Here is a 19,771-nt window from a genome sequence, read left to right as displayed (position 1 = left end):
ATACTGAAATCTGATAAAAAACCCGGTTTGTGCCGGGTTTTTTTATGTCTAGCGTTTTTCATTGAAAAAAATTGATTTTCTCTGCTTTAGTTAGCTTGATCAGTTATAACTAATTTAGATTGAAAGTATTTCATTAAAAATTATTCATTAACAATAACTTATAAAAATCACTCCTGCATTTAATGTCAAAAATGCGTTAAAAAGGCTGTGTGTTTTTTGTACGCCATAAAAAAAACATACAATTCCCGTAACTTAGTTGTGTGTTTTACTATGATCTGGTTCTAATTTTTCGCTATAATGAGCCCCGCCTCAAAGTATAGATTTAGCGATTAGTGATTCTAATGTTGCTAAGTTATTAAAATATAAGAATTCCAACACCCTCTGGGAGATAAGTGGATGAGCAATGCGCCAGTCGATACCGGACGCCGCAGATTCCTGACAGCCGCAACCGCCGTAGTAGGCGGAGCTGGTGCCGTCGCTGTAGCGGTGCCTTTTATCAAGTCATGGAATCCGAGCGCTAAAGCGAAAGCTGCAGGTGCACCGGTTGAAGTAAATATTAGTAAAGTAGAGCCAGGCCAGTTAATTCGTGTTGAATGGCGTGGTAAACCTGTTTGGGTTGTGCGTCGTACTGATGCCATTTTAAGTGAATTGCCTAAATTAGATGGGCAATTACGTGATCCTGCTTCTGAAGAATTACAACAGCCTGAATATGCAGCAAACCCTGCACGTTCAATTAAGCCTGAGTTCTTCATTGCTGTAGGTATCTGTACTCACTTAGGTTGTTCGCCAACGTACTTGCCTGATTCTTTTGGCGAGCAAGTCGAAGGTGTTACGGCTGGTTTCTTCTGTCCATGTCATGGTTCTAAGTTTGATATGGCTGGCCGAGTATTCCAGGGTGTTCCAGCACCATTAAACCTTGTCGTTCCTCCGCATCAATATGTTGATGATGGCACGGTACTTATCGGTGTAGATACGGGAGCTGCGTAATGGTTAAGAATATTGTTGATTGGATTGATGCTCGCATCCCAATGACGGCGACGTATAACCGTCACGTTGGTCAATATCCAACACCAAAGAACTTCAACTTTTGGTATTTCTTTGGTTCATTAGCATTGCTTGTTTTAGTTAACCAGTTGCTTACTGGTATTTGGTTAACAATGAATTATGTACCAACTGCAGAAGGTGCGTTTGCTTCTGTTGAATACATCATGCGTGATGTTGAGTACGGCTGGTTATTACGTTACATGCACTCCACAGGAGCTTCTGCTTTCTTTGTGGTGGTTTATCTTCATATGTTCCGTGGCTTAATCTACGGTTCTTACCAAAAGCCCAGAGAGCTACTTTGGTTATTTGGTATGTTGATTTTCCTCGTGTTAATGGCTGAAGCCTTTATGGGTTACTTGCTACCTTGGGGACAAATGTCTTACTGGGGCGCGCAGGTAATTATCTCATTGTTTGGTGCTATTCCATTTATTGGTGATGACCTGACATTGTGGATCCGTGGTGATTATGTCGTTTCAGGTGCAACACTAAACCGTTTCTTTGCATTGCATGTTATTGCACTGCCTTTAGTGTTAGTTGTATTAGTTTTCCTTCACTTAATTGCTTTACATGAAGTGGGTTCAAACAACCCAGATGGTGTTGAAGTTAAGAAGAATAAAGATGAAAACGGATGGCCAGTTGATGCTATTCCTTTCCACCCTTATTACACAGTGAAAGACATCATGGGTGTGGCCGGTTTCTTAATCGTGTTCTGCTATGTGTTGTTCTTTATGCCTGAAGGTGGCGGTTACTTCCTTGAAAAGCCAAACTTTGAAGCGGCTAACCCAATGAAGACCCCTGAACATATTGCTCCGGTTTGGTACTTCACACCGTTTTACGCAATTTTACGTGCGATTCCAGACAAGCTATTAGGCGTTGTCGGTATGGGTCTTGCGATTGCGGTACTGTTTGTACTTCCTTGGTTAGATCGCTGTAAAGTTAAATCTATCCGTTACCGTGGCTTAATACACAAGATTAATATCGCACAGTTTACCGTGTCTTTCTTAATCCTGGGTTACTTAGGTGCTGTACCAGCAACACCAACGTTAACAATTGCAGCTCGTATCTTTACACTTACTTATTTTGGTTTCTTCGTGGCACTGTGGGTTTACAGTAAAAATGAGAAAACAAAACCGGTTCCTACGAGGGTGACACACTAATGAAAAAGTTATTAATTGCATTAGTTGCATTGTTACCAACGCTAGCAATAGCGGCAGGTGGCAACAATGAATTTGTTAAGAGTCCAGAGCAGGCAATCAACCTTCATGACAATGAGTCGCTAGAACGTGGTCTTAATTTGTTCCAGCAATATTGTAGTGGCTGTCACAGTACTCAATATCAACGTTATGGACGAGTCGCTGAAGATCTAGGTATTTCTGTAGATGATATGCGTGAAAAGTATATGTTTACGGATGCTAAAATTGGTGAGTTGATGGAAAATGCAATTCCACCTGAAGATGCTGCAAAGTGGTTCGGTGCTGCCGCTCCTGATTTAACACTGGTTGCTCGTGTACGTGGACAGGATTGGGTTTACTCATATCTAAAAGGTTTTTATAAAGATGAAAGCCGTCCATTTGGCGTAAACAATACCGTATTCCCACTAGTGGGTATGCCGCATGTATTAGAAGATTTACAAGGCATTTCAACACCTATCTACAAAACAGTAGAAGAAAATGGTGTTGAAGTACAAAAGCTAGTTGGTCTTGAACCTGCAACTGGCGGTAAATTAAATGCCGAAGAGTATGATCAAGCTGTACGTGATATTACTGGTTTCCTTGCATATTCTGCAGATCCAGTGAAGCTTGAACGTGAAGCTTTAGGTTGGTGGGTACTCGGATTCTTGTTTATTTTCTTCATCATTGCTTACTTGTTGAAGAAAGAATACTGGAAAGATGTGCACTAGACACGAATAACGGGTAAAATACATTATTCGCATACTTTAAACGAGGGGCTTAGCCCCTCGTTTGTTTTGTTTTTTCCGTTTTCTGGAGGGTAACAATGGCTGTAGCTGCCAACAAACGCTCTATCATGACACTGTTTTCGGGTGCCGATGATTTATATAGCCACCAAGTACGTATCGTCTTGGCTGAAAAAGGTGTAACTGTTGATGTTTTGCAGGTAGAACCGAGTGAGAAGCCTCAAGAGTTACTTGATGTTAATCCATACAACTCAGTACCAACTCTAGTTGATCGTGAATTAGTTTTGTATGAATCTCGCATTATTATGGAATATTTAGATGAGCGTTTCCCTCATCCACCATTAATGCCTGTTTACCCTGTTGCACGTGGTCAAAGTCGCTTAATGATGCACCGTATTGATACAGACTGGTATGTACTAGTTGATCGTATCCGTAAAGGTGATAAAGCTGACGCTGCGCGTAAAGAGTTAACTGATAGTTTAGTCGCATTAGCACCAGTATTTGCTGAAATGCCATACTTCATGAGTGAAGAGTTTGGTTTAGCTGACTGTTACTTAGGCCCGCTATTATGGCGTTTACCTGAGTTAGGTATCAATTTAGATGTTCGCACATCTAAGGATATCCATGCTTATATGACGCGTATATTTGAGCGTGAGTCATTTAAAGCATCGTTAACTGAGGTTGAGCGCGAAATGCGCATGGGTATGTAATGAAAGCGATTACGCCTAACCGTCCATATTTGTTGCGGGCTTATTATGAGTGGTTGATGGACAACCACTTTACCCCACATGTTGTTGTGGATGCATTTGTACCGGGGACTCAGGTACCACAAGAGTTTGTTAAGGACGGTCAAATTGTTCTTAATATCGCAGGTGGTGCAGTAGGAAACCTACAAATGACTAATGAATTCGTGGAATTTAATGCACGTTTTGGTGGTGTACCTCAGCAAGTTGTTTTACCTATGGCGTCTATCGTTGCTATTTATGCTCGAGAAAATGGTGCAGGCACTGTATTTGATATGGAAGATGCTTACATGGCAGAAGATGAATCTTTAGATTCAACGCCTCCGCCACGTTCTTTCTCTGCAGTTGAAACAACAGAAAAAACTGAAACAACAGAAGAAAAACCTGCTGTTACAGCTGAAAAACCAAAAGGGCGAGCTCACTTAACTGTTGTTAAGTAATAGCATCTAACATATCAGTGTTTGCTATTTATTGCCCATGAGTTCATAAAAAAACCAGTCCCTAGAGACTGGTTTTTTTGTTATTGGACTTAATCATTTTTATTAGACTTAATCGTGTTATGGGACTTAATCGTGTCATCGGACTTAGTCGTTTTGATTCTTTGTGCTTAATCTACAAGTAATTATTGGCCAACCTTGTGAGTTTATAGGCCGTTTTCAAGCTGCTATTTTCCAAGTTATCATTATCTGTCTCAAGCTGAAAGCGGCTAACAATGGCTAAGTAAGCCGTTAACTTGTCTGTATCTTGGGCGAGTGCTAACTGAGTAACAGGTTTGACTAAGGGCTGATAAGGATGCCTAGCATGCATGGTTTGCTTAATACCAAGTGGATCCCATTCAGTACAAAGGCTAATCGCTACCTTTTCATGTAAACGAATTAATGCTGCTTCATCTAATTGTGGCGTATCTAATGTAGAAACAATTGCGTCTAGCAAGTTTTCTGTGCCCTCTGCTATGCATTCTTCCGCACTCGGTTGGTCGATAAAACAAAACTCTCCAAGACTCATTTGAGCGTCCTGTGCAGATTCAACATCAAGGGATTTTTTACGACCTTGGTGCCAAGCAAAACTCACTAGAGGATAGTCTTGTTTTGCGGGGTTGTAATTAATACAAACCAGTTGCTCATTGATAATATCGGGGTAGGTGTCTTGGGGATAATGACCAATGACAACAGGGACCTTGAGTGCTGAGTGAGGGTGTAGCTCGGTTAGTGTCATGGTTGGGTAATCAAGACAGGTTGCAATGAGCTTATTTAATGGATGCTGAGAGTCAAAGGCGGCAGGCCAAAACTGTTGCGATAAACTGTTTGGCTGAGCATCATTTGATGCTTCACCAGTGAGGTACGCATTAAGGCTTTTAATCACTTTATCATCCCAACAGGCATGGATTGCGCGTATGTGCCCAAAGTCCATGTATATTGGTAATGCCATAAACCAATCTACCCATTCAAATAACAGCGCTTGCGAGTGTTGTAATTCTTGATTGAATAATGGCGCACTAGAGGCTTCAAGGTAGGGATTATCAGTAATTGGGTGATGTTTACTCCAACCTATAACTTCATATTCGTGTTGCCCAAGTAAACAATAAGCATGGCCTTTATCGACCAATAATTTGACCATTTTTAACAGTGCTAAATGTTCAATCTCAGGCTGAGAGTCTGTTGTCGACGAATCACAATGATCCGAGTTGTGCTTTGCTAATAAATTCCCACAAAATACTAACTTCACAAATTGTATACTGGACTCGGGATCGTCAATATCGAAATCTATCTCAGTGAGTAACTCAGTTAATTTATCCAGACGCCCATAGACATCGCCAATAAAGTATAAGCTGACATTGCAGATTTCTTGTATGTGGGTTTGCATGTAATTTTAGTCCAAACAGGTAACGCATTTATTAAAAAGATTATAACCTAGCTACTCATCGTTACAGCCATTAAATTCTTAGTTGAGGCTAAAAGCTTAAGTGGAGAAAAAAGCTATGCTATTATCCGCCAATTCTTAAACGACTCATGTTTTATATGGCGCTTAATTGCCGGGACTCTCGATGCTGTTGATGATTGATAACTATGACTCATTTACCTTTAATCTGGTGCAATATTTCCAGCAGTTAGGTTATGACATCATCGTGAAAAGAAATGATGAAGTCACGATTAGTGACATTGAGGCAATTAACCCGAGCCATTTAATCATTTCACCAGGCCCGTGTTCTCCCAATGAATCAGGTATTTCGCTCGCTGCAATTGAATATTTCGCAGGAAAGCTGCCGATATTGGGTGTGTGCTTAGGTCATCAAGCTATAGCTCAGGTATTTGGAGCTAAAGTCATCAAAGCGGCCAGAGTAATGCATGGTAAAACAAGTGCTATTACGCATAGTGAAACAGGTTTATTTACTAAACTAAATCAACCCTTAACAGTAACTCGATATCACTCTTTGCTCGTTGAATCGTTACCGGAAAGCTTTGAATTAGATGCTTGGTATGATGATCCGGTCCATGGTCGAGAAATTATGGGTATGAGTCATAAAACGCTGCCGATTTACGGAGTTCAATTTCATCCTGAAGCGATTCTGACTGAGCAAGGTCATGAACTGCTGGATAACTTTCTTACGCTAAGCTAACTTCTGTTACAACTTTACTGAAAAATCCCCACAAATATTGTCATTATTTGTGATATAAAAGGCGAATAATAAAAGTACTTACCAAATGATTTAACGTTTAGGTGAGAATATTTCAGCCATCTTTGATGACAAGGGATTTAATATGACCAGGCTTCTGCGTAATGCGGCGCTGAGTGCATTATCAATTGCAATTATTTCAGGTTGCAGTGCTACAGCAAACAACAGTGACTCTTCTACAGTAACAAATCAATCAGCCAGTGCTTCAGTTCCATTAGCGATGCCACCACAAGCTGACAAGCCACTCACATTAAATCAAATTATGGCCAATCCTGATTGGATGGGTTTATTGGCTAAAAACGCTTATTGGGCAGACGATAGTCAATCAGTATACTTCAATCGTCAGCAGCACCAATCACCTATTGCTGATTTATATCAACAGGGTGTTAATGATGAGCAGGCTCAGTTACTTGGCTTAAATCAATTGCATCTTGCTGATCAAAAGCACGGTGTGCTTAACGCTGATAAATCAAAAAAGCCTACCTTTATCAAGGCAACATTTTTGTAAAATCACTCGCTAATGGCGAAGTGAAACAATTAACTCGTCAGAACAACGCCATTAACTCAGTTCAGTTTTTAACAGATGGTGCACTTGCATATATGCAAGGCAATAGCGTGTTTAAATTACACCTTAATTCCGGTATGACTGAACAATTAGCTGATATTCAAATGGCTAAAGCACCAAAAGGTGTGGTTGATCCTGATACTTATATAGCAAAGCAGCAACATAGATTAATTGAGTATGTGGCTTTACAGCATTCAAAAAATAAAACCCGTGCGGAGTATGCTGAAGAACTTGCTGCAATAGATCCCACTTTTGCTGCTAAGACTTGGTACTTAGGTGACAACGAAAAAGTTAATCAGATGAGTTTGTCAGCAGATGGTCGCTACCTAGTGGTGTCATTATCAGATAAAAATTATAGCTGGCGTGCTGAACATGACATTATGCCTAACTATCTTGGCAAAGATGGTTATGTAGATGCCGTACCTGCGCGAGCACGTGTTGCTGAAGATAGTTACCCTGGTGAGCGTTTAGTTATTCTAGACCTTGTTGAGCATGCTAAAAAAGATGTCACAATCGAAGGTTTAACTGGTTTTGATGAAGATGTATTGGCATCGGTAAAATCAGAAAACGCAAAGGCAAAGGGTGAGACGTATAAAAGTAAGCCTGCGCCTCGAACTGTTCAGTTAATGCAAGATTGGGGTTGGGATCAAACTGCAATTCAATGGCACGATACTGACAATAAACTGCTCGTCATGATGGAAGCGGTTGATAACAAAGATCGTTGGATCGCCAGTGTTGATTTAAGTAATGGCAAGTTAATCACAGAGCATCGCTTACATGATGATGCATGGATAAACTATACCTTCAACCAGTTTGGTTGGGTAACAGGTACAAATAGTTTCTATTACTTATCTGAAGAAACGGGATACTCTCAGCTTTATGTTAAGTCTGAGGGCAAAACCACACGCTTAACGCAAGGTGATTATGTGGTTGATCAAGTCACATTATCCCCAGATGCGACGCACTTATATTACCGTGCAAACAAAAAACATCCAGGAACATATAATGTGTACCGAGTTGAGTTAGCTTCAGGAAATACTGAGCAGTTAACACAGCATACAGGTACATTAGACTATGAGTTGAGCCCTAATGGTCAATCATTATTATTAACTGCGTCAACAGCGATTAAGCCTAACGAATTGTTTATCCAACCAATCGGTGGTGAAGCAAAGCAGTTGACCAATTACACCAGCAATGCATTTAGTCATTATGCATGGCAAGCGCCTAAAGTGGTTAAAGTACCATCGAGTCACGGTGCTAAAGACATTTATGCGCGAGTCTATGTGCCGCAAGGTTACGATGCTAATAATGCATCGAAATATCCTGCCGTTATTTTTAACCATGGTGCTGGCTATTTACAAAATGCCCACAATGGATTTTCTGGTTACTTCCGTGAGTTCATGTTCCATAACTTGCTGACTCAGCAAGGCTATGTTGTGATGGATATGGATTATCGTGGTTCAAAAGGCTACGGCAGAGATTGGCGTACAGCCGTTTATCGTAATATGGGACACCCAGAAGTCGAAGACTTAAAAGATGGTGTGAACTGGATGGCTAAAAATGCCAATGTTGACGCTGCTAAAGTTGGCACATATGGCGGATCGTACGGTGGCTTCTTGACCTTTATGGCGTTGTTTAATGAACCTGAGCTATTCCAAGCGGGCGCGGCTTTACGCCCTGTAACTGACTGGGCTCACTATAATGCTCCTTATACTTCTAATATTTTAAATACACCTGATGTGGATCCGATTGCTTACGAACGAAGCTCACCGATAGAGCACGCTCAAGGATTAGAGAAGCCATTATTAATTATGAGTGGTGTGTTGGATGATAATGTCTTCTTCCAAGACAGTGTACGTCTAGTACAGCGTTTAATTGAGCTGGAAAAGCCGATGTTTGAAACGGCTATTTACCCTGTAGAACCACATGGGTTTAGACAGCCATCAAGTTGGTTGGATGAATATCGCCGTATTTACAAATTGTTCGAGCAAGAGCTTAAATAATTGTTCAACTTAATTGATTAGCAAGGCTCCCTAATGGGAGCCTTTTTTATTAGTAAGACAGCTTTAATCGCTCAATTGTTACAAAATGAGGCCGATATCATTTATCATCACTCATAATTCGAAAAATCAGAAGGTTTAAGCACAGTGGCAGTGTCGGTAGCGGGCGGAGTAAGGCCCGGTAAAGTAATTGAAGTGGAACGTCGATTATATAAACAACTGATCGTTGGGAAAGAAAAACTAACCCAGCAGTTTGATGATCGTGATAAACAATTAGAAGATGATGCTAATAAGTTGGAAGTTGAGCGCCAAGCCATTAAAGCCCGCATGGAAGAACAAGCTAAAGCTCAGCAGATACTGGCACGGATTTCCCAACAATTGTCTAAAACTGTCAATAATTCGCTTGAGCATCAGATTAACTCACCACAACAAATGCTTGAACAATCAGGCATTGAAGAGTCTCAAGTGTTGTTATTGGACTTATTGCTGAATAAAGACCCTGATTTACGCCGCATACGTCCACTCGTGGAGAATATATCTTGGCTATATACTGACTTAGTTAACTTAATTAATAGTCCAGCCTCAAGCCACAGACGGCCACAACGCTCTGAAGTTAAAGTCACTGATATAAAATTGGTATTGAACTACATTGGCATTGAAAACCTACAAGCTGTGATCCCATACTTTTGCCTGCGCAATTGGTTACCAAGTGGCAATGCTAATCTTATTTGGATCACGCGGAAATTATGGCGCTACAGCATGATGAGTGCAATTGCTGCTAAGGCTTTAGCTGTGCTACATGGAAAAAATGTAGCATTGGTTTACAGTGCTTCTTTGATGAAGCAGCTCGGTAGTGCGACGATCCTTAACTCCGCCGCGAGACAATTTGAGACGACATGGGGAACTTGGCTTAGGGAAACCAGTGCTAAAGGCGATAAGACGCTTTATGATGCTGTAATGGCCTCTGAATTCCCGTCAATGGATGTATTTGAGAAAGTGATGTCATATGGTGAGCAGCTTAATTGGCAAATACTGGATTTATTAGAATTTGAAAATAGTAAATTAACAAAACTACTAAAAGAGCTCGATTTTAATTACCACTTTAGTGAGTTCTCGGCAGAGAGCGCAATTGTTGCTAAGGCCAGCTGTTATGCCAAAGTGCTTTTATTGGAGGAGTCTCGCCTAATTGATCCTCAAGAAAAGCGTGTCATGTTCGATTATTATGAGTTTACTGAGCAAGAACTCATCAGACTGAAAGCGCAAAACTACCGCAAACTGGATCTTGTTTAATCGGCCTTATTTCGTATAAAGACTTGCTATTCGCCTGTGTATTTATTCATTTATGGTGAATAGCTAAGTAATTTTCATTCAAATAACTTTTTTTATGACTATTTATGCTCAAATTAAGCAGTATAAACACTTTGTATGCGCCTTTTTGTCATTCTTTATGCATTAATCATTTCGGTAATGAATAGTTAACAGCTAAAAACTGGTATTTTGATCACATTTTAGCTAATAATGTCCTTCAAGTAATACAAGCAACCGCTACAACACTAAACCAAAACCAATATAGATAGCGGACTAGAGTGATGTTTAGTCACTTATAAACCTAAAGGAACGAAAAGCAATGAGCGTTGAAATGAACTTAACACGTGCCCAATTTGATCAAGTTATGGTGCCTAATTATGCGCCTGCAGCTGTAATCCCAGTTCGCGGTGAAGGTAGCCGAGTTTGGGACCAAGAAGGTAATGAGTTTATTGATTTTGCTGGTGGTATTGCAGTGAACTGTTTAGGTCATTGTCACCCAGCATTGGTTGGCGCCCTCAAAGAACAAGGTGAAAAACTGTGGCACCTATCTAACGTAATGACGAATGAGCCTGCACTTGAACTAGCGACTAAGCTTGTTAATGCAACATTCGCAGAACGTGTTTATTTTGCTAACTCTGGTGCAGAAGCAAACGAAGCAGCCCTAAAATTGGCTCGTCGTTACGCACTTGAAAATCACGGTCCACAAAAAGATCAAATCATTGCATTTGATAAAGCTTTCCATGGCCGTACTTTCTTCACTGTGACCGTTGGTGGGCAAGCAGCTTACTCTGATGGCTTTGGCCCTAAGCCACAAAGCGTTACGCACGTACCATTTAATGACATCGCCGCATTAGAAGCGGTTATCTCAGATAACACATGTGCCATTATGCTTGAGCCATTACAAGGCGAGGGCGGGATCATCAATGGTGACCCTGAATTTTTAAAAGCAGTTCGTGCTCTAGCTGATAAGCATGATGCTTTAGTTATTTTCGATGAAGTACAAACTGGTGTAGGTCGTACAGGTGAGTTATTTGCTTACATGGGGACTGATATCGTACCTGACATTTTAACCAGTGCTAAAGCATTAGGTGGTGGTTTCCCAATTGCAGCAATGCTAACCACTGCAAAAATTGCAGCACATCTTAAAATTGGTACTCATGGTTCAACATACGGCGGTAACCCTTTAGCATGTGCTATCGGTAATGCTGTCATGGACGTGGTTAACACACCTGAAGTATTAAATGGCGTTAAGCACCGTGAGCAATTGTTCCGTGACGGTTTAGCAGCAATTAACGCTAAATATAACGTATTCTCTGAAGTTCGTGGCCAAGGTATGTTACTTGGTGCCGTGTTAAACGAAGAGTATGCTGGTCGCAGTCGTGATTTCCTTGTTGCGTCTGTTGCTGAAGGTCTAATGAGCCTGATTGCAGGTGCTAACGTAGTGCGTTTTGCGCCGTCTCTTGTTATCCCTGAAGCTGATATTGCTGAAGGCTTAGCGCGTTTTGAACGTGCAGTAGCTAAAGTAGTAGCAGGTTAATCTATCTATTGGCGCAGCGTTAAGCTGCGCTTTTTAGTTTGGATTGCCAATGAAATGAAGTGAGTGTTGCTCATGTCATTTTTTATTTGGTTATTTCAAGGAGAGTTTGATGCTAATCATTCGACCAATTCGCGCCAGTGATTACGATGCTCTATACAAAGTAGCTGTTGAATCAGGCCACGGGTTTACCTCCCTACCTGTGAACGAAGAGCTATTAAGATCGAAAATCGCTCGTGCAGAAGCCTCTTTTGCCAAGCAAGTTGAAAAGCCTTTTGATGAAGGCTATTTGATGGTGCTTGAAGATCTTAAAACCAATGAAGTTGTCGGTACCTGTGGTATTGAAGCTGCCGTTGGAATGGAAGATGCGTTTTATCATTACCGCTTAGGCACAGAAGTGTACCATTCAAAGCAAATATCAGTGCGTAATGAAGTTGAAACACTCACCTTATGCCATGACTACACAGGCGCTGCAGAGTTATGCACTTTATTTCTCAATAAAGCTTACCGTCGTGGTTATAACGGTCGTATGCTTTCTCGTTCGCGCTTTTTATTCCTTGCTCAACATGAGCAACGTTTTGGTAGCACAGTGATTGCTGAGATGCGTGGTGTAAGTGATGAGAAAGGCGATTCACCTTTTTATGAGTGGTTGCAAGACCATTTCTTAGGTATCGACTTTGTTGAAGCTGATTATTTATCAGGTTTGGGCAAAAAAGCCTTTATGGCTGAAATGATGCCAAGAAGCCCAATTCATGTGTGCTTATTACCTAAAAAAGCGCAAAAAGTGATTGGTGAAGTTCATCGTAATACTAAGCCCGCACTCAAACTACTGCAGGCTGAAGGGTTTAAATTTAGAAATTACGTCGATATTTTTGATGGCGGCCCGACAGTTGAATGTGCTTTATCTGATATCCGCTCTGTTCAACAAAGCCGTGAGCTGACCGTCAAAATTGGCAAAATGCCACATGCAGATCATCAATACATCGTCGCTAATACATTATTAGCGGATTATCGTGCGACTTCTGCACGAGTCTTAGTCTCTGATAAACATGACAATGTCACGCTTAGCCCTGAATTGGCAGAAGCATTAAAAGTGGCAGCAGGCGATAATATTCGCGTACTAGAACTTTAGGACACAAACAAATGACACAATTTATTAAAGGCCAATGGTCTCATGGTGAAGGCCATAATGTGACTTCTGTAAACCCTGCAAATGGCGAGGTGATTTGGAGCGGTAAAACAGCGACAGCGGCCCAAGTTAATACAGCAATCGATGCCGCAAGAGCCGCACAGTTTGATTGGTTCATGTTAGGTTACGATGCTCGCTTAGCGATTGTTGAAGCGTATCGAAGTGAACTTGAAGCGCACAAAGCAGAATTGGCTGAAGTGATTGCTCAAGAGACAGGTAAGCCGCAGTGGGAAACAGCAACTGAAGTCGGTGCAATGATTGGTAAAATTGGTTTGTCTGCTGCAGCCCATGATAAGCGTACAGGTACAGAAATCAATGATATTCCGGCAGGGCGTGCTGTTCTTCGTCATAAGCCACATGGAGTTGTTGCTGTATTTGGTCCTTATAACTTCCCAGGCCATTTACCTAATGGTCATATCGTTCCTGCATTGCTTGCAGGTAATACCGTGGTATTTAAGCCTTCAGAGTTAACGCCAAAAGTGGCTGAAGAAATGCTTAAACTATGGGAAAAAGCTGGTTTACCACAAGGTGTGATTAATCTTGTTCAAGGTGAGCTTGAAACAGGTAAAGCATTAGCATCGCACCCTCAAATTGATGGTTTATTCTTTACAGGTAGTTCTCGTACTGGCCATTTATTGCATCAGCAATATGCAGGTCATCCAGGTAAAATTCTTGCTCTTGAAATGGGGGGAATAACCCACTCATAATCAAGGATGTGAATGACACTAAAGCAGCCGTGCACGATATTATTCAATCAGCTTATATCTCATCAGGTCAGCGTTGTACCTGTGCCCGTCGTTTATACGTGCAAGAAGGTGCAGCGGGTGATGCATTGATTGAGCAGCTAATTAGCGCCATTAAGCAAATTAAAGTGGGTAGCTGGAATGCTCAACCACAACCATTTATGGGCTCAATGATTTCAGAAGGCGCAGCAAAAGGTATGGTTGCAGCCCAAGCGGAACTACAAGCCTTAGGTGGTCAGTCTTTAATTGAATTAACACATGTTGAATCAGGTACTGGTCTTGTTACACCTGGTCTGATTGATGTTACTGCCATTGCCGAACTGCCTGATGAAGAATATTTTGGCCCGCTGTTACAGCTTGTAAGATACCAAGGTTTTGACCAAGCGATTGATATGGCGAATAACACACGTTATGGCCTGTCTGCAGGTATTTTGGCTGACAGCCGTGAAGATTATGACTACTTCTTAGCACGTATTCGTGCCGGTATTGTTAACTGGAACAAGCAAATTACAGGTGCATCAGGATCGGCTCCATTCGGTGGCGTAGGTGCTTCTGGTAACCATAGAGCAAGTGCATTTTATGCTGCTGACTATTGTGCTTATCCTGTTGCTTCTGTTGAAGCTGACAGTGTGAGTTTACCTGCTAATTTAAGCCCAGGACTATCAATCTAGTATTGGGTGACGCTGACTTAAGGCAATGACTTTCGGTCATTGCCTTTTTTAAAGAAGGATTTTTTATGCACACTGACGTAAATGCATTATTTGCTGCTCTTTGGCAAGATTACATTAACATGACCCCATCAGCAGACAGCATTCACCAATTGCTAAGCAAGGGTGAGCCGATCATTAATGATCATATTGCGCTGCGCACGTTTAACATTGCTAAAGTTAATTTGTCTGTACTGGCTGCACATTTTGAGTCAATTGGTTATGTCGCTTGTGGTGACTATAATTTTGAGCAGAAAAAATTAGTTGCTAAGCATTTTGAACATCCAGATCCTAATCAGCCAAAAGTGTTTATCTCTGAACTGTTAGTTGAAGAGTTTAGCGAAGCTGCACAAACCATTATTCATGGCTTAATTGATCAAGTTGATGTTGCAGATACTAAAGCGGATAACTTCTTATATTCAGGCCGTCATTGGCAAGTTGATTTGGCCAGCTATAACACCTTACTAGCGGAGAGTGAGTATGCTGCTTGGGTGGCTGCGATTGGCTACCGTGCAAACCATTTCACTGTGTCGATTAACGCATTACCTGAGTTTGAAAAAATTGAAGTCGTTAATGAAGCGCTTAAAGGTGCTGGCTTTACATTAAATACATCGGGTGGCGAAGTGAAAGGCTCGCCAGAAGTGTTACTTGAGCAATCTTCAACAATGGCTGACCGCATGGTGGTTGACTTTGCTGATGGTGAACTTGAAATTCCAACTTGTTTTTATGAGTTTGCACGCCGTTACCCAATGGCTGATGGCAACTTATATACAGGCTTTGTGGCGGCATCTGCAGATAAGATATTTGAAAGCACTAACGCTGCTGGGTAAGTCATCGACATACCAACACGTGTAATATAAAAGCCCTGGTAGTGCACTATCAGGGCTTTTTTGTAATTTAACTTTGTATTGAAAGGGCTAGAAAAGCGATTCGGCTAATGCAATAAGGTTAACTTAGCGTTTTGACTTTAGGGTTATCAAACACAATCGTGACACAAAGGCCGCCAAAGCGCTCTGAGCGACTAAATGATAAAGAGTAACCATACTGCTCTATAATCTCTTTTACGATAGACAGGCCCAGCCCATGACCCATTACGCCCTCATCTAACCGTTTCCCTCTGTTAGTTAGCTGGGTTAATTGGCTATCATTGACACCCGGACCATCATCTTCGATGTATAGCGTGAGCACTTGATTAATCGATTTTATAGTTAAACTAATATTTGATTCTGCCCATTTATAGGCGTTATCGAGTAAGTTACCAAATAATTCCATTCCATCTTCTCGATGGATAGGCAGTCGAGCTATATCTGCTTCAACCTGAATGTCGCAGGTGATACTCTTTTGATGATGAACCTTATCTAACGTTGAAGTTAACGCTTCAAAGTCTCGCGGAATGACCATCTGAGCTGCTGGCAACATATCACCAGTAATTCTGGCTGCAGTGAGCTTTCGCTCAATCATATTGCGGATTTGGTCTAACTGCTGCTGCATCGCTTCGGCTGCTTCAGGGTTAGACAGACCAAGCACTTCTACCTGTTGTTGCATCACGGCTAATGGGGTTTTTAATCCATGACTCAAATTACCGAGGTTATTTCGGCTACGTTCAATTTGATTGGCAGTGTAATCAAGCAGTTCATTGTAAGTTTCAGCGAGCGGCTTAATTTCAACGGGTATTTGATTAAGCTCAAGTGCATTAATTTCACCTTGGCGTAATTTAGCTAAGGAATCTTGGATATATTTAACCGGCTTAAATGATTGGCGTAAGATAATAAAAATACCAAAAATCATCGCTAATAACATAGCGATATTGATGGCCAATTTAGTGCCAAATACTTCACTGAAGACCCGTCTACCAATACTTAAATCTTGTGCCACAGTTAACGTAGCCACTTTATCACCGCTAGTTGAGCCAATGCCTATAGATAATAACTGCATGTCATTATTTTTGGGGCCTTTGGCTTGCCACACTCGGGTTTGATTTTGGGCTAACAGTTCAATATCAAGCTGAACATCCCACAAAGAGCGTGAACGGATCACTTGGTTGTCAGAGTTGAATTGAAAGTAGCGACCTGAGTATGCGGGTTTGTAAAAGCTGGATAATTCATTCTGATCTATGATGATTTCGCCAGAATTGATGTGACTGGCTAGAATGATGTGCTCTAAATCTTCTTCAAGACGATTGATGATGGAGTCGTGAAAAGCTTGTCGCAGCATGGACTCAAACAAAATGAGCCCAATAACTGTTGCAATAATAATGAGTCCGCTAAGCCAGAGACTTAGCTTACTGCGGATTGAAATCATTCTACGATGCCGTGAAAGATATATCCTTGGCCACGACGAGTTTCAATAGCTGTTTTACCGAGTTTTTTACGTAAATGAGTCACGTAAACTTCGACCACATTAGACTCTTTTTCATCATCAAACTGGTAAAGTTTGTCGGTCAGTTGGGCTTTGGACAACAACTTTTTAGGCGACATCAGGAATATTTTTAATAATCTAAATTCCATTGCCGTTAGCTCATAATGATTTTCACCGATGTGAACTCTTTGCTCAGCTTCATCAAGTGTAATGCCACCATAGCTTAATTGTTTTGATGCGGTATTGAGTCGGCCATGGGCACGATGGATAAGTGCTTGCACACGTGCTAATAGCTCTTGCGCATGGAAAGGTTTTGCGAGGTAATCGTCAGCACCTGCATTGAAGCCTTCTACTTTCTCATGCCACTGGCTACGTGCTGTCAGCATTATTACTGGTGTGTCGATGCCTTTTTCTCGCCAAGATTCCACTAGCGTTAGGCCATTACCATCGGGTAAGCCAATGTCTAAAATGACACAGTCGTATTGTGTTTCTTTTATTAGGTAATCAGCTTCAACAGCTTTGTCGGTAACATCGGTGACATAGCCAGCTTGTTTTAGTTGTTTTTCAAGCTCAGCAACTAAAAGGGTATTATCTTCAACGAGTAGCAGTTTCATTTATTTGGCATTCACTTGGTAGTTGGTCCATTGACTCTGGCATCCCATTTGTTGCATCGAGAAATAAATGGATGACATGCCCTTTTTTTAACTTTAATTGCAAATCATAACGCCATTTATCATCCTCTTGATAGAGGCTGGCATCAATTAATTCACCATCACAGTATTGTGCAAGTAAAGTAAGGGAATAATCAAGTGATTGAATGCTACCTGATGTGACCAAGCGCTGAACTTCGTCATGTTGAAGCTCATTTTTAATCGCGTGAGCGGGTAGGGAACTGAGAGTAGTTACAATAACGCTGATAAGTAGCACAGATAGCTGCCTCATCGGAAAGACTCCCATAAAAAAAGTGATAATTAGATTTACTAATTATCACTTTAATTAATCACCCTTAAATCAAGCTGAAGCTTAACTTAACGTGTTCCGTAAACCACTATAGTTTTACCGTGAGCCTGAATAAGATTTTGTTCTTCAAGCATTTTTAAGATACGGCCAACAGTTTCACGTGAACAACCAACAATCTGACCAATCTCTTGACGAGTGATCTTGATTTGCATGCCGTCTGGGTGAGTCATTGCATCTGGCTGTTTAGCAAGATGTAATAAAGTCTGTGCAATGCGTCCTGCAACGTCTAAGAAGGCTAAGTCACCCACTTTTTGGCTAGTGCTTTGTAAGCGGTAAGCCATTTGAGCGGTCAACTTCATTAAAATCTCAGGGTTAACCTGAATTAACTGCTTGAATTTCTTGTAAGAAATTTCAGCAATTTCACAAGGTTGTTTTGCACGAACCCAAGCAGTACGTTCTGCTTGTTCTTCGAATAAACCTAATTCACCAATGAAGTCACCTTGATTAAGGTAAGAAAGGATCATTTCTTTTCCTTCTTCATCTTTAATCAATACTGCGACTGAACCTTTCACGATGTAGTAAAGCGTATCAGATTCTTCACCTGCGTGAATCAAGGTGCTTTTCGCTGGGTATTTATGGATGTGACAGTGTGAAAGAAACCACTCCAAAGTTGGATCAGGTTTAGGCTTGCCAATCAGAGCCATGTGTATTTCCTCGATTGATAAAATGAAAGTAAGGACTAGCTAATAAAGTAATTGTACTTGACTTATGTTTACAAAACTTTGATGAAGATCGAGTTTAACATTATGAAAAATGCTGCCAGTACACTATTTAACTTATTAAATTTAAAATTTATTTTTGCTACATTAGCTAACGATGTTCATCTAATTTAGTGCGGCTTAAATTATTTATCAAGTCATCTAAGCTGTTTTATTGATAAAGTTATCCTGTTTTTTGTTCCTATGTTTGAGTCATTTACAATATTTTGCACTTAGAATTCACTTTCCATTGTTGTAAAAACCGCAATTGATAGTTATTGTTAATTCGATTATCAAAGTGAAATCGATGTCGTAGAGGTTGAAGTGAAATATTCTCAGAAGCTAGTCAATCTAGGTTTAGCATGTTCGTTATTGTTCAGTGGCGCTGCTGTATTACCTGCCCATGCTTTTTCTATACCTGCTTCGCTTGAATCACAAGCTGCTAGCAAGTTGGTACATATTCAATTACGTGCTGCAGACGGAAATGCAGATGCGCAGTTCTTACTGGGCCTGATGAGCTTGGCTGGGCGATTTGTTGATCAAGATACCAGCCAAGGCCTGTATTGGGTTGAGCAAGCTGCATTACAAGATCATATTAAAGCACAACAGACGATTGCAGATTTATCCTTTGAAGGAAACTTATTACCCCGTGACTTGGCTGTTGCTGAAAAGTGGTACCAAGTCCTTGCAGAGCAAGGTGATTCGCGAGCACATTTTCGTCTAGGCTTTATTTACTCTGCTGGTGGCGATGGTGTTGAGCGTAATTGCGGCAGAGCATTAGAGCAATTTACCCAAGTAGGCGATGCTGTAGCACTGGGAAATGTGGCTTGGATTTTAGCAACGTGCCCTGAAGAGCAATACCGAGACGGTTCACGTGCTGTGGAGCTGTCGTTACAATTACTTGAAAATAACTCTGATGATCCCACTAACTTAGATAATCTCGCTGCGGCATATGCTGAGTTAGGCGAATTCGAACTTGCTGTGGATACACAGCAAAAAGCCATTGAAGCATTAGAGAAAAATCCAACGGTGGCCCAAAGTGATGAATTTATTATGCGTTTAGAGCAATATCGTCAAAAACAAGCCTATCGTGAAATTATCCCACTGATGAATTAAATTAAGCAGCACGAGTTCGAAAGCGATTGATTATCAGTGAGGGCATAGGCACAACACTCCAACTCTCTTTCAGAACATGATGAGTTAAACGACCTAAGGGTCGTTTTTTTGTATCTGGTGCTAATTAGGTGCCACTCCAAATGTGTACTTAGCGATT

Annotated in this window: 16 protein-coding genes and 2 pseudogenes; 13 read left to right on the top strand and 5 right to left on the bottom strand. The window is 41.1% G+C overall.

Annotated features, from left to right (window positions below; genetic code table 11):
* The first annotated feature begins 396 nt into the window (after positions 1-396).
* The 5 genes from petA (at position 397) to ACGEDC_RS05175 (ending at position 4,142) form a co-directional block, all read left to right on the top strand.
* Positions 397-987, top strand: a complete 591-nt coding sequence (gene petA / locus ACGEDC_RS05195; protein ID WP_055024958.1) for a ubiquinol-cytochrome c reductase iron-sulfur subunit — start codon at positions 397-399, stop codon at positions 985-987.
* Positions 987-2,201: a cytochrome b gene (locus ACGEDC_RS05190; protein ID WP_055024957.1), complete on the top strand. Its 1,215-nt coding sequence runs from the start codon at positions 987-989 to the stop codon at positions 2,199-2,201. Before petA ends, ACGEDC_RS05190 begins: the two co-directional genes overlap by 1 nt.
* Positions 2,201-2,944, top strand: coding sequence for a cytochrome c1 (locus ACGEDC_RS05185; RefSeq protein ID WP_055024956.1), 744 nt, complete (start codon positions 2,201-2,203; stop codon positions 2,942-2,944). The genes ACGEDC_RS05190 and ACGEDC_RS05185 overlap by 1 nt, the downstream gene beginning before the upstream one ends.
* Positions 2,945-3,039: 95 nt before the next feature.
* Positions 3,040-3,669, top strand: a complete 630-nt coding sequence (gene sspA / locus ACGEDC_RS05180; protein WP_055024955.1) for a stringent starvation protein SspA — start codon at positions 3,040-3,042, stop codon at positions 3,667-3,669.
* A complete protein-coding gene (locus ACGEDC_RS05175; protein WP_055024954.1) occupies positions 3,669-4,142 on the top strand; it encodes a ClpXP protease specificity-enhancing factor in 474 nt (157 codons plus the stop codon). Before sspA ends, ACGEDC_RS05175 begins: the two co-directional genes overlap by 1 nt.
* A gap of 172 nt (positions 4,143-4,314) precedes the next feature.
* On the opposite strand, the gene ACGEDC_RS05170 is transcribed toward ACGEDC_RS05175, so the two are convergent.
* Positions 4,315-5,565, bottom strand: a complete 1,251-nt coding sequence (locus ACGEDC_RS05170; protein ID WP_394496896.1) for a hypothetical protein — start codon at positions 5,563-5,565, stop codon at positions 4,315-4,317.
* Between the two features lie 181 nt (positions 5,566-5,746).
* On the opposite strand from ACGEDC_RS05170, the gene ACGEDC_RS05165 reads away from it, so the two are divergent.
* The 7 genes and pseudogenes from ACGEDC_RS05165 (at position 5,747) to ACGEDC_RS05135 (ending at position 15,252) form a co-directional block, all read left to right on the top strand.
* Positions 5,747-6,319 (top strand): anthranilate synthase component II, encoded by a 573-nt coding sequence (locus ACGEDC_RS05165; protein WP_192023083.1) that lies wholly within the window; start codon positions 5,747-5,749, stop codon positions 6,317-6,319.
* A 142-nt stretch (positions 6,320-6,461) separates the two neighbouring features.
* Positions 6,462-8,944: pseudogene (locus tag ACGEDC_RS05160) on the top strand (prolyl oligopeptidase family serine peptidase).
* 144 nt (positions 8,945-9,088) lie between these two features.
* On the top strand, positions 9,089-10,231 hold the full coding sequence (locus ACGEDC_RS05155; RefSeq protein WP_065109438.1) for an HDOD domain-containing protein: 1,143 nt from the start codon (positions 9,089-9,091) through the stop codon (positions 10,229-10,231).
* A 337-nt stretch (positions 10,232-10,568) separates the two neighbouring features.
* Positions 10,569-11,786, top strand: a complete 1,218-nt coding sequence (locus tag ACGEDC_RS05150; protein WP_055024949.1) for an aspartate aminotransferase family protein — start codon at positions 10,569-10,571, stop codon at positions 11,784-11,786.
* A 109-nt stretch (positions 11,787-11,895) separates the two neighbouring features.
* Positions 11,896-12,915, top strand: a complete 1,020-nt coding sequence (gene astA / locus ACGEDC_RS05145; RefSeq protein WP_055024948.1) for an arginine N-succinyltransferase — start codon at positions 11,896-11,898, stop codon at positions 12,913-12,915.
* 11 nt (positions 12,916-12,926) lie between these two features.
* Positions 12,927-14,386: pseudogene (astD, locus tag ACGEDC_RS05140) on the top strand (succinylglutamate-semialdehyde dehydrogenase).
* Between the two features lie 65 nt (positions 14,387-14,451).
* Positions 14,452-15,252 (top strand): DUF1338 domain-containing protein, encoded by an 801-nt coding sequence (locus ACGEDC_RS05135; protein ID WP_394496892.1) that lies wholly within the window; start codon positions 14,452-14,454, stop codon positions 15,250-15,252.
* A gap of 118 nt (positions 15,253-15,370) precedes the next feature.
* Here the strand turns inward: ACGEDC_RS05135 and ACGEDC_RS05130 are convergent, their stop codons facing one another.
* The 4 genes from ACGEDC_RS05130 to crp form a co-directional block, all read right to left on the bottom strand.
* Positions 15,371-16,723 (bottom strand): ATP-binding protein, encoded by a 1,353-nt coding sequence (locus tag ACGEDC_RS05130; protein ID WP_055024945.1) that lies wholly within the window; start codon positions 16,721-16,723, stop codon positions 15,371-15,373.
* Positions 16,720-17,394, bottom strand: coding sequence for a response regulator (locus tag ACGEDC_RS05125; RefSeq protein ID WP_055024944.1), 675 nt, complete (start codon positions 17,392-17,394; stop codon positions 16,720-16,722). Before ACGEDC_RS05125 ends, ACGEDC_RS05130 begins: the two co-directional genes overlap by 4 nt.
* On the bottom strand, positions 17,375-17,722 hold the full coding sequence (locus ACGEDC_RS05120; protein WP_055024943.1) for a PepSY domain-containing protein: 348 nt from the start codon (positions 17,720-17,722) through the stop codon (positions 17,375-17,377). The genes ACGEDC_RS05125 and ACGEDC_RS05120 overlap by 20 nt, the downstream gene beginning before the upstream one ends.
* A gap of 86 nt (positions 17,723-17,808) precedes the next feature.
* Complete coding sequence (crp, locus tag ACGEDC_RS05115; RefSeq protein WP_055024942.1) at positions 17,809-18,444, bottom strand: cAMP-activated global transcriptional regulator CRP; 636 nt, start codon at positions 18,442-18,444, stop codon at positions 17,809-17,811.
* A gap of 378 nt (positions 18,445-18,822) precedes the next feature.
* Between crp and ACGEDC_RS05110 the strand changes: the two genes are divergently transcribed.
* Positions 18,823-19,614 (top strand): tetratricopeptide repeat protein, encoded by a 792-nt coding sequence (locus ACGEDC_RS05110; protein ID WP_080916792.1) that lies wholly within the window; start codon positions 18,823-18,825, stop codon positions 19,612-19,614.
* Positions 19,615-19,771 lie beyond the last annotated feature (157 nt).

It is taken from the genome of Shewanella sp. ENK2 (assembly GCF_043568515.1).
GTDB classification, from domain to species: domain Bacteria; phylum Pseudomonadota; class Gammaproteobacteria; order Enterobacterales; family Shewanellaceae; genus Shewanella; species Shewanella japonica.
This window is presented reverse-complemented; position numbering and strand designations above follow the sequence as displayed.

What these genes read in the sequence shown, in the direction of transcription:
- petA (WP_055024958.1), top strand. Translation starts at nt 397, where the DNA reads ATGAGCAATGCGCCAGTCGATACCGGACGCCGCAGATTCCTGACAGCC.
- ACGEDC_RS05190 (WP_055024957.1), top strand. Translation starts at nt 987, where the DNA reads ATGGTTAAGAATATTGTTGATTGGATTGATGCTCGCATCCCAATGACG.
- ACGEDC_RS05185 (WP_055024956.1), top strand. Translation starts at nt 2,201, where the DNA reads ATGAAAAAGTTATTAATTGCATTAGTTGCATTGTTACCAACGCTAGCA.
- sspA (WP_055024955.1), top strand. Translation starts at nt 3,040, where the DNA reads ATGGCTGTAGCTGCCAACAAACGCTCTATCATGACACTGTTTTCGGGT.
- ACGEDC_RS05175 (WP_055024954.1), top strand. Translation starts at nt 3,669, where the DNA reads ATGAAAGCGATTACGCCTAACCGTCCATATTTGTTGCGGGCTTATTAT.
- ACGEDC_RS05170 (WP_394496896.1), bottom strand. Translation starts at nt 5,565, where the DNA reads ATGCAAACCCACATACAAGAAATCTGCAATGTCAGCTTATACTTTATT.
- ACGEDC_RS05165 (WP_192023083.1), top strand. Translation starts at nt 5,747, where the DNA reads ATGCTGTTGATGATTGATAACTATGACTCATTTACCTTTAATCTGGTG.
- ACGEDC_RS05150 (WP_055024949.1), top strand. Translation starts at nt 10,569, where the DNA reads ATGAGCGTTGAAATGAACTTAACACGTGCCCAATTTGATCAAGTTATG.
- astA (WP_055024948.1), top strand. Translation starts at nt 11,896, where the DNA reads ATGCTAATCATTCGACCAATTCGCGCCAGTGATTACGATGCTCTATAC.
- ACGEDC_RS05135 (WP_394496892.1), top strand. Translation starts at nt 14,452, where the DNA reads ATGCACACTGACGTAAATGCATTATTTGCTGCTCTTTGGCAAGATTAC.
- ACGEDC_RS05130 (WP_055024945.1), bottom strand. Translation starts at nt 16,723, where the DNA reads ATGATTTCAATCCGCAGTAAGCTAAGTCTCTGGCTTAGCGGACTCATT.
- ACGEDC_RS05125 (WP_055024944.1), bottom strand. Translation starts at nt 17,394, where the DNA reads ATGAAACTGCTACTCGTTGAAGATAATACCCTTTTAGTTGCTGAGCTT.
- ACGEDC_RS05120 (WP_055024943.1), bottom strand. Translation starts at nt 17,722, where the DNA reads ATGAGGCAGCTATCTGTGCTACTTATCAGCGTTATTGTAACTACTCTC.
- crp (WP_055024942.1), bottom strand. Translation starts at nt 18,444, where the DNA reads ATGGCTCTGATTGGCAAGCCTAAACCTGATCCAACTTTGGAGTGGTTT.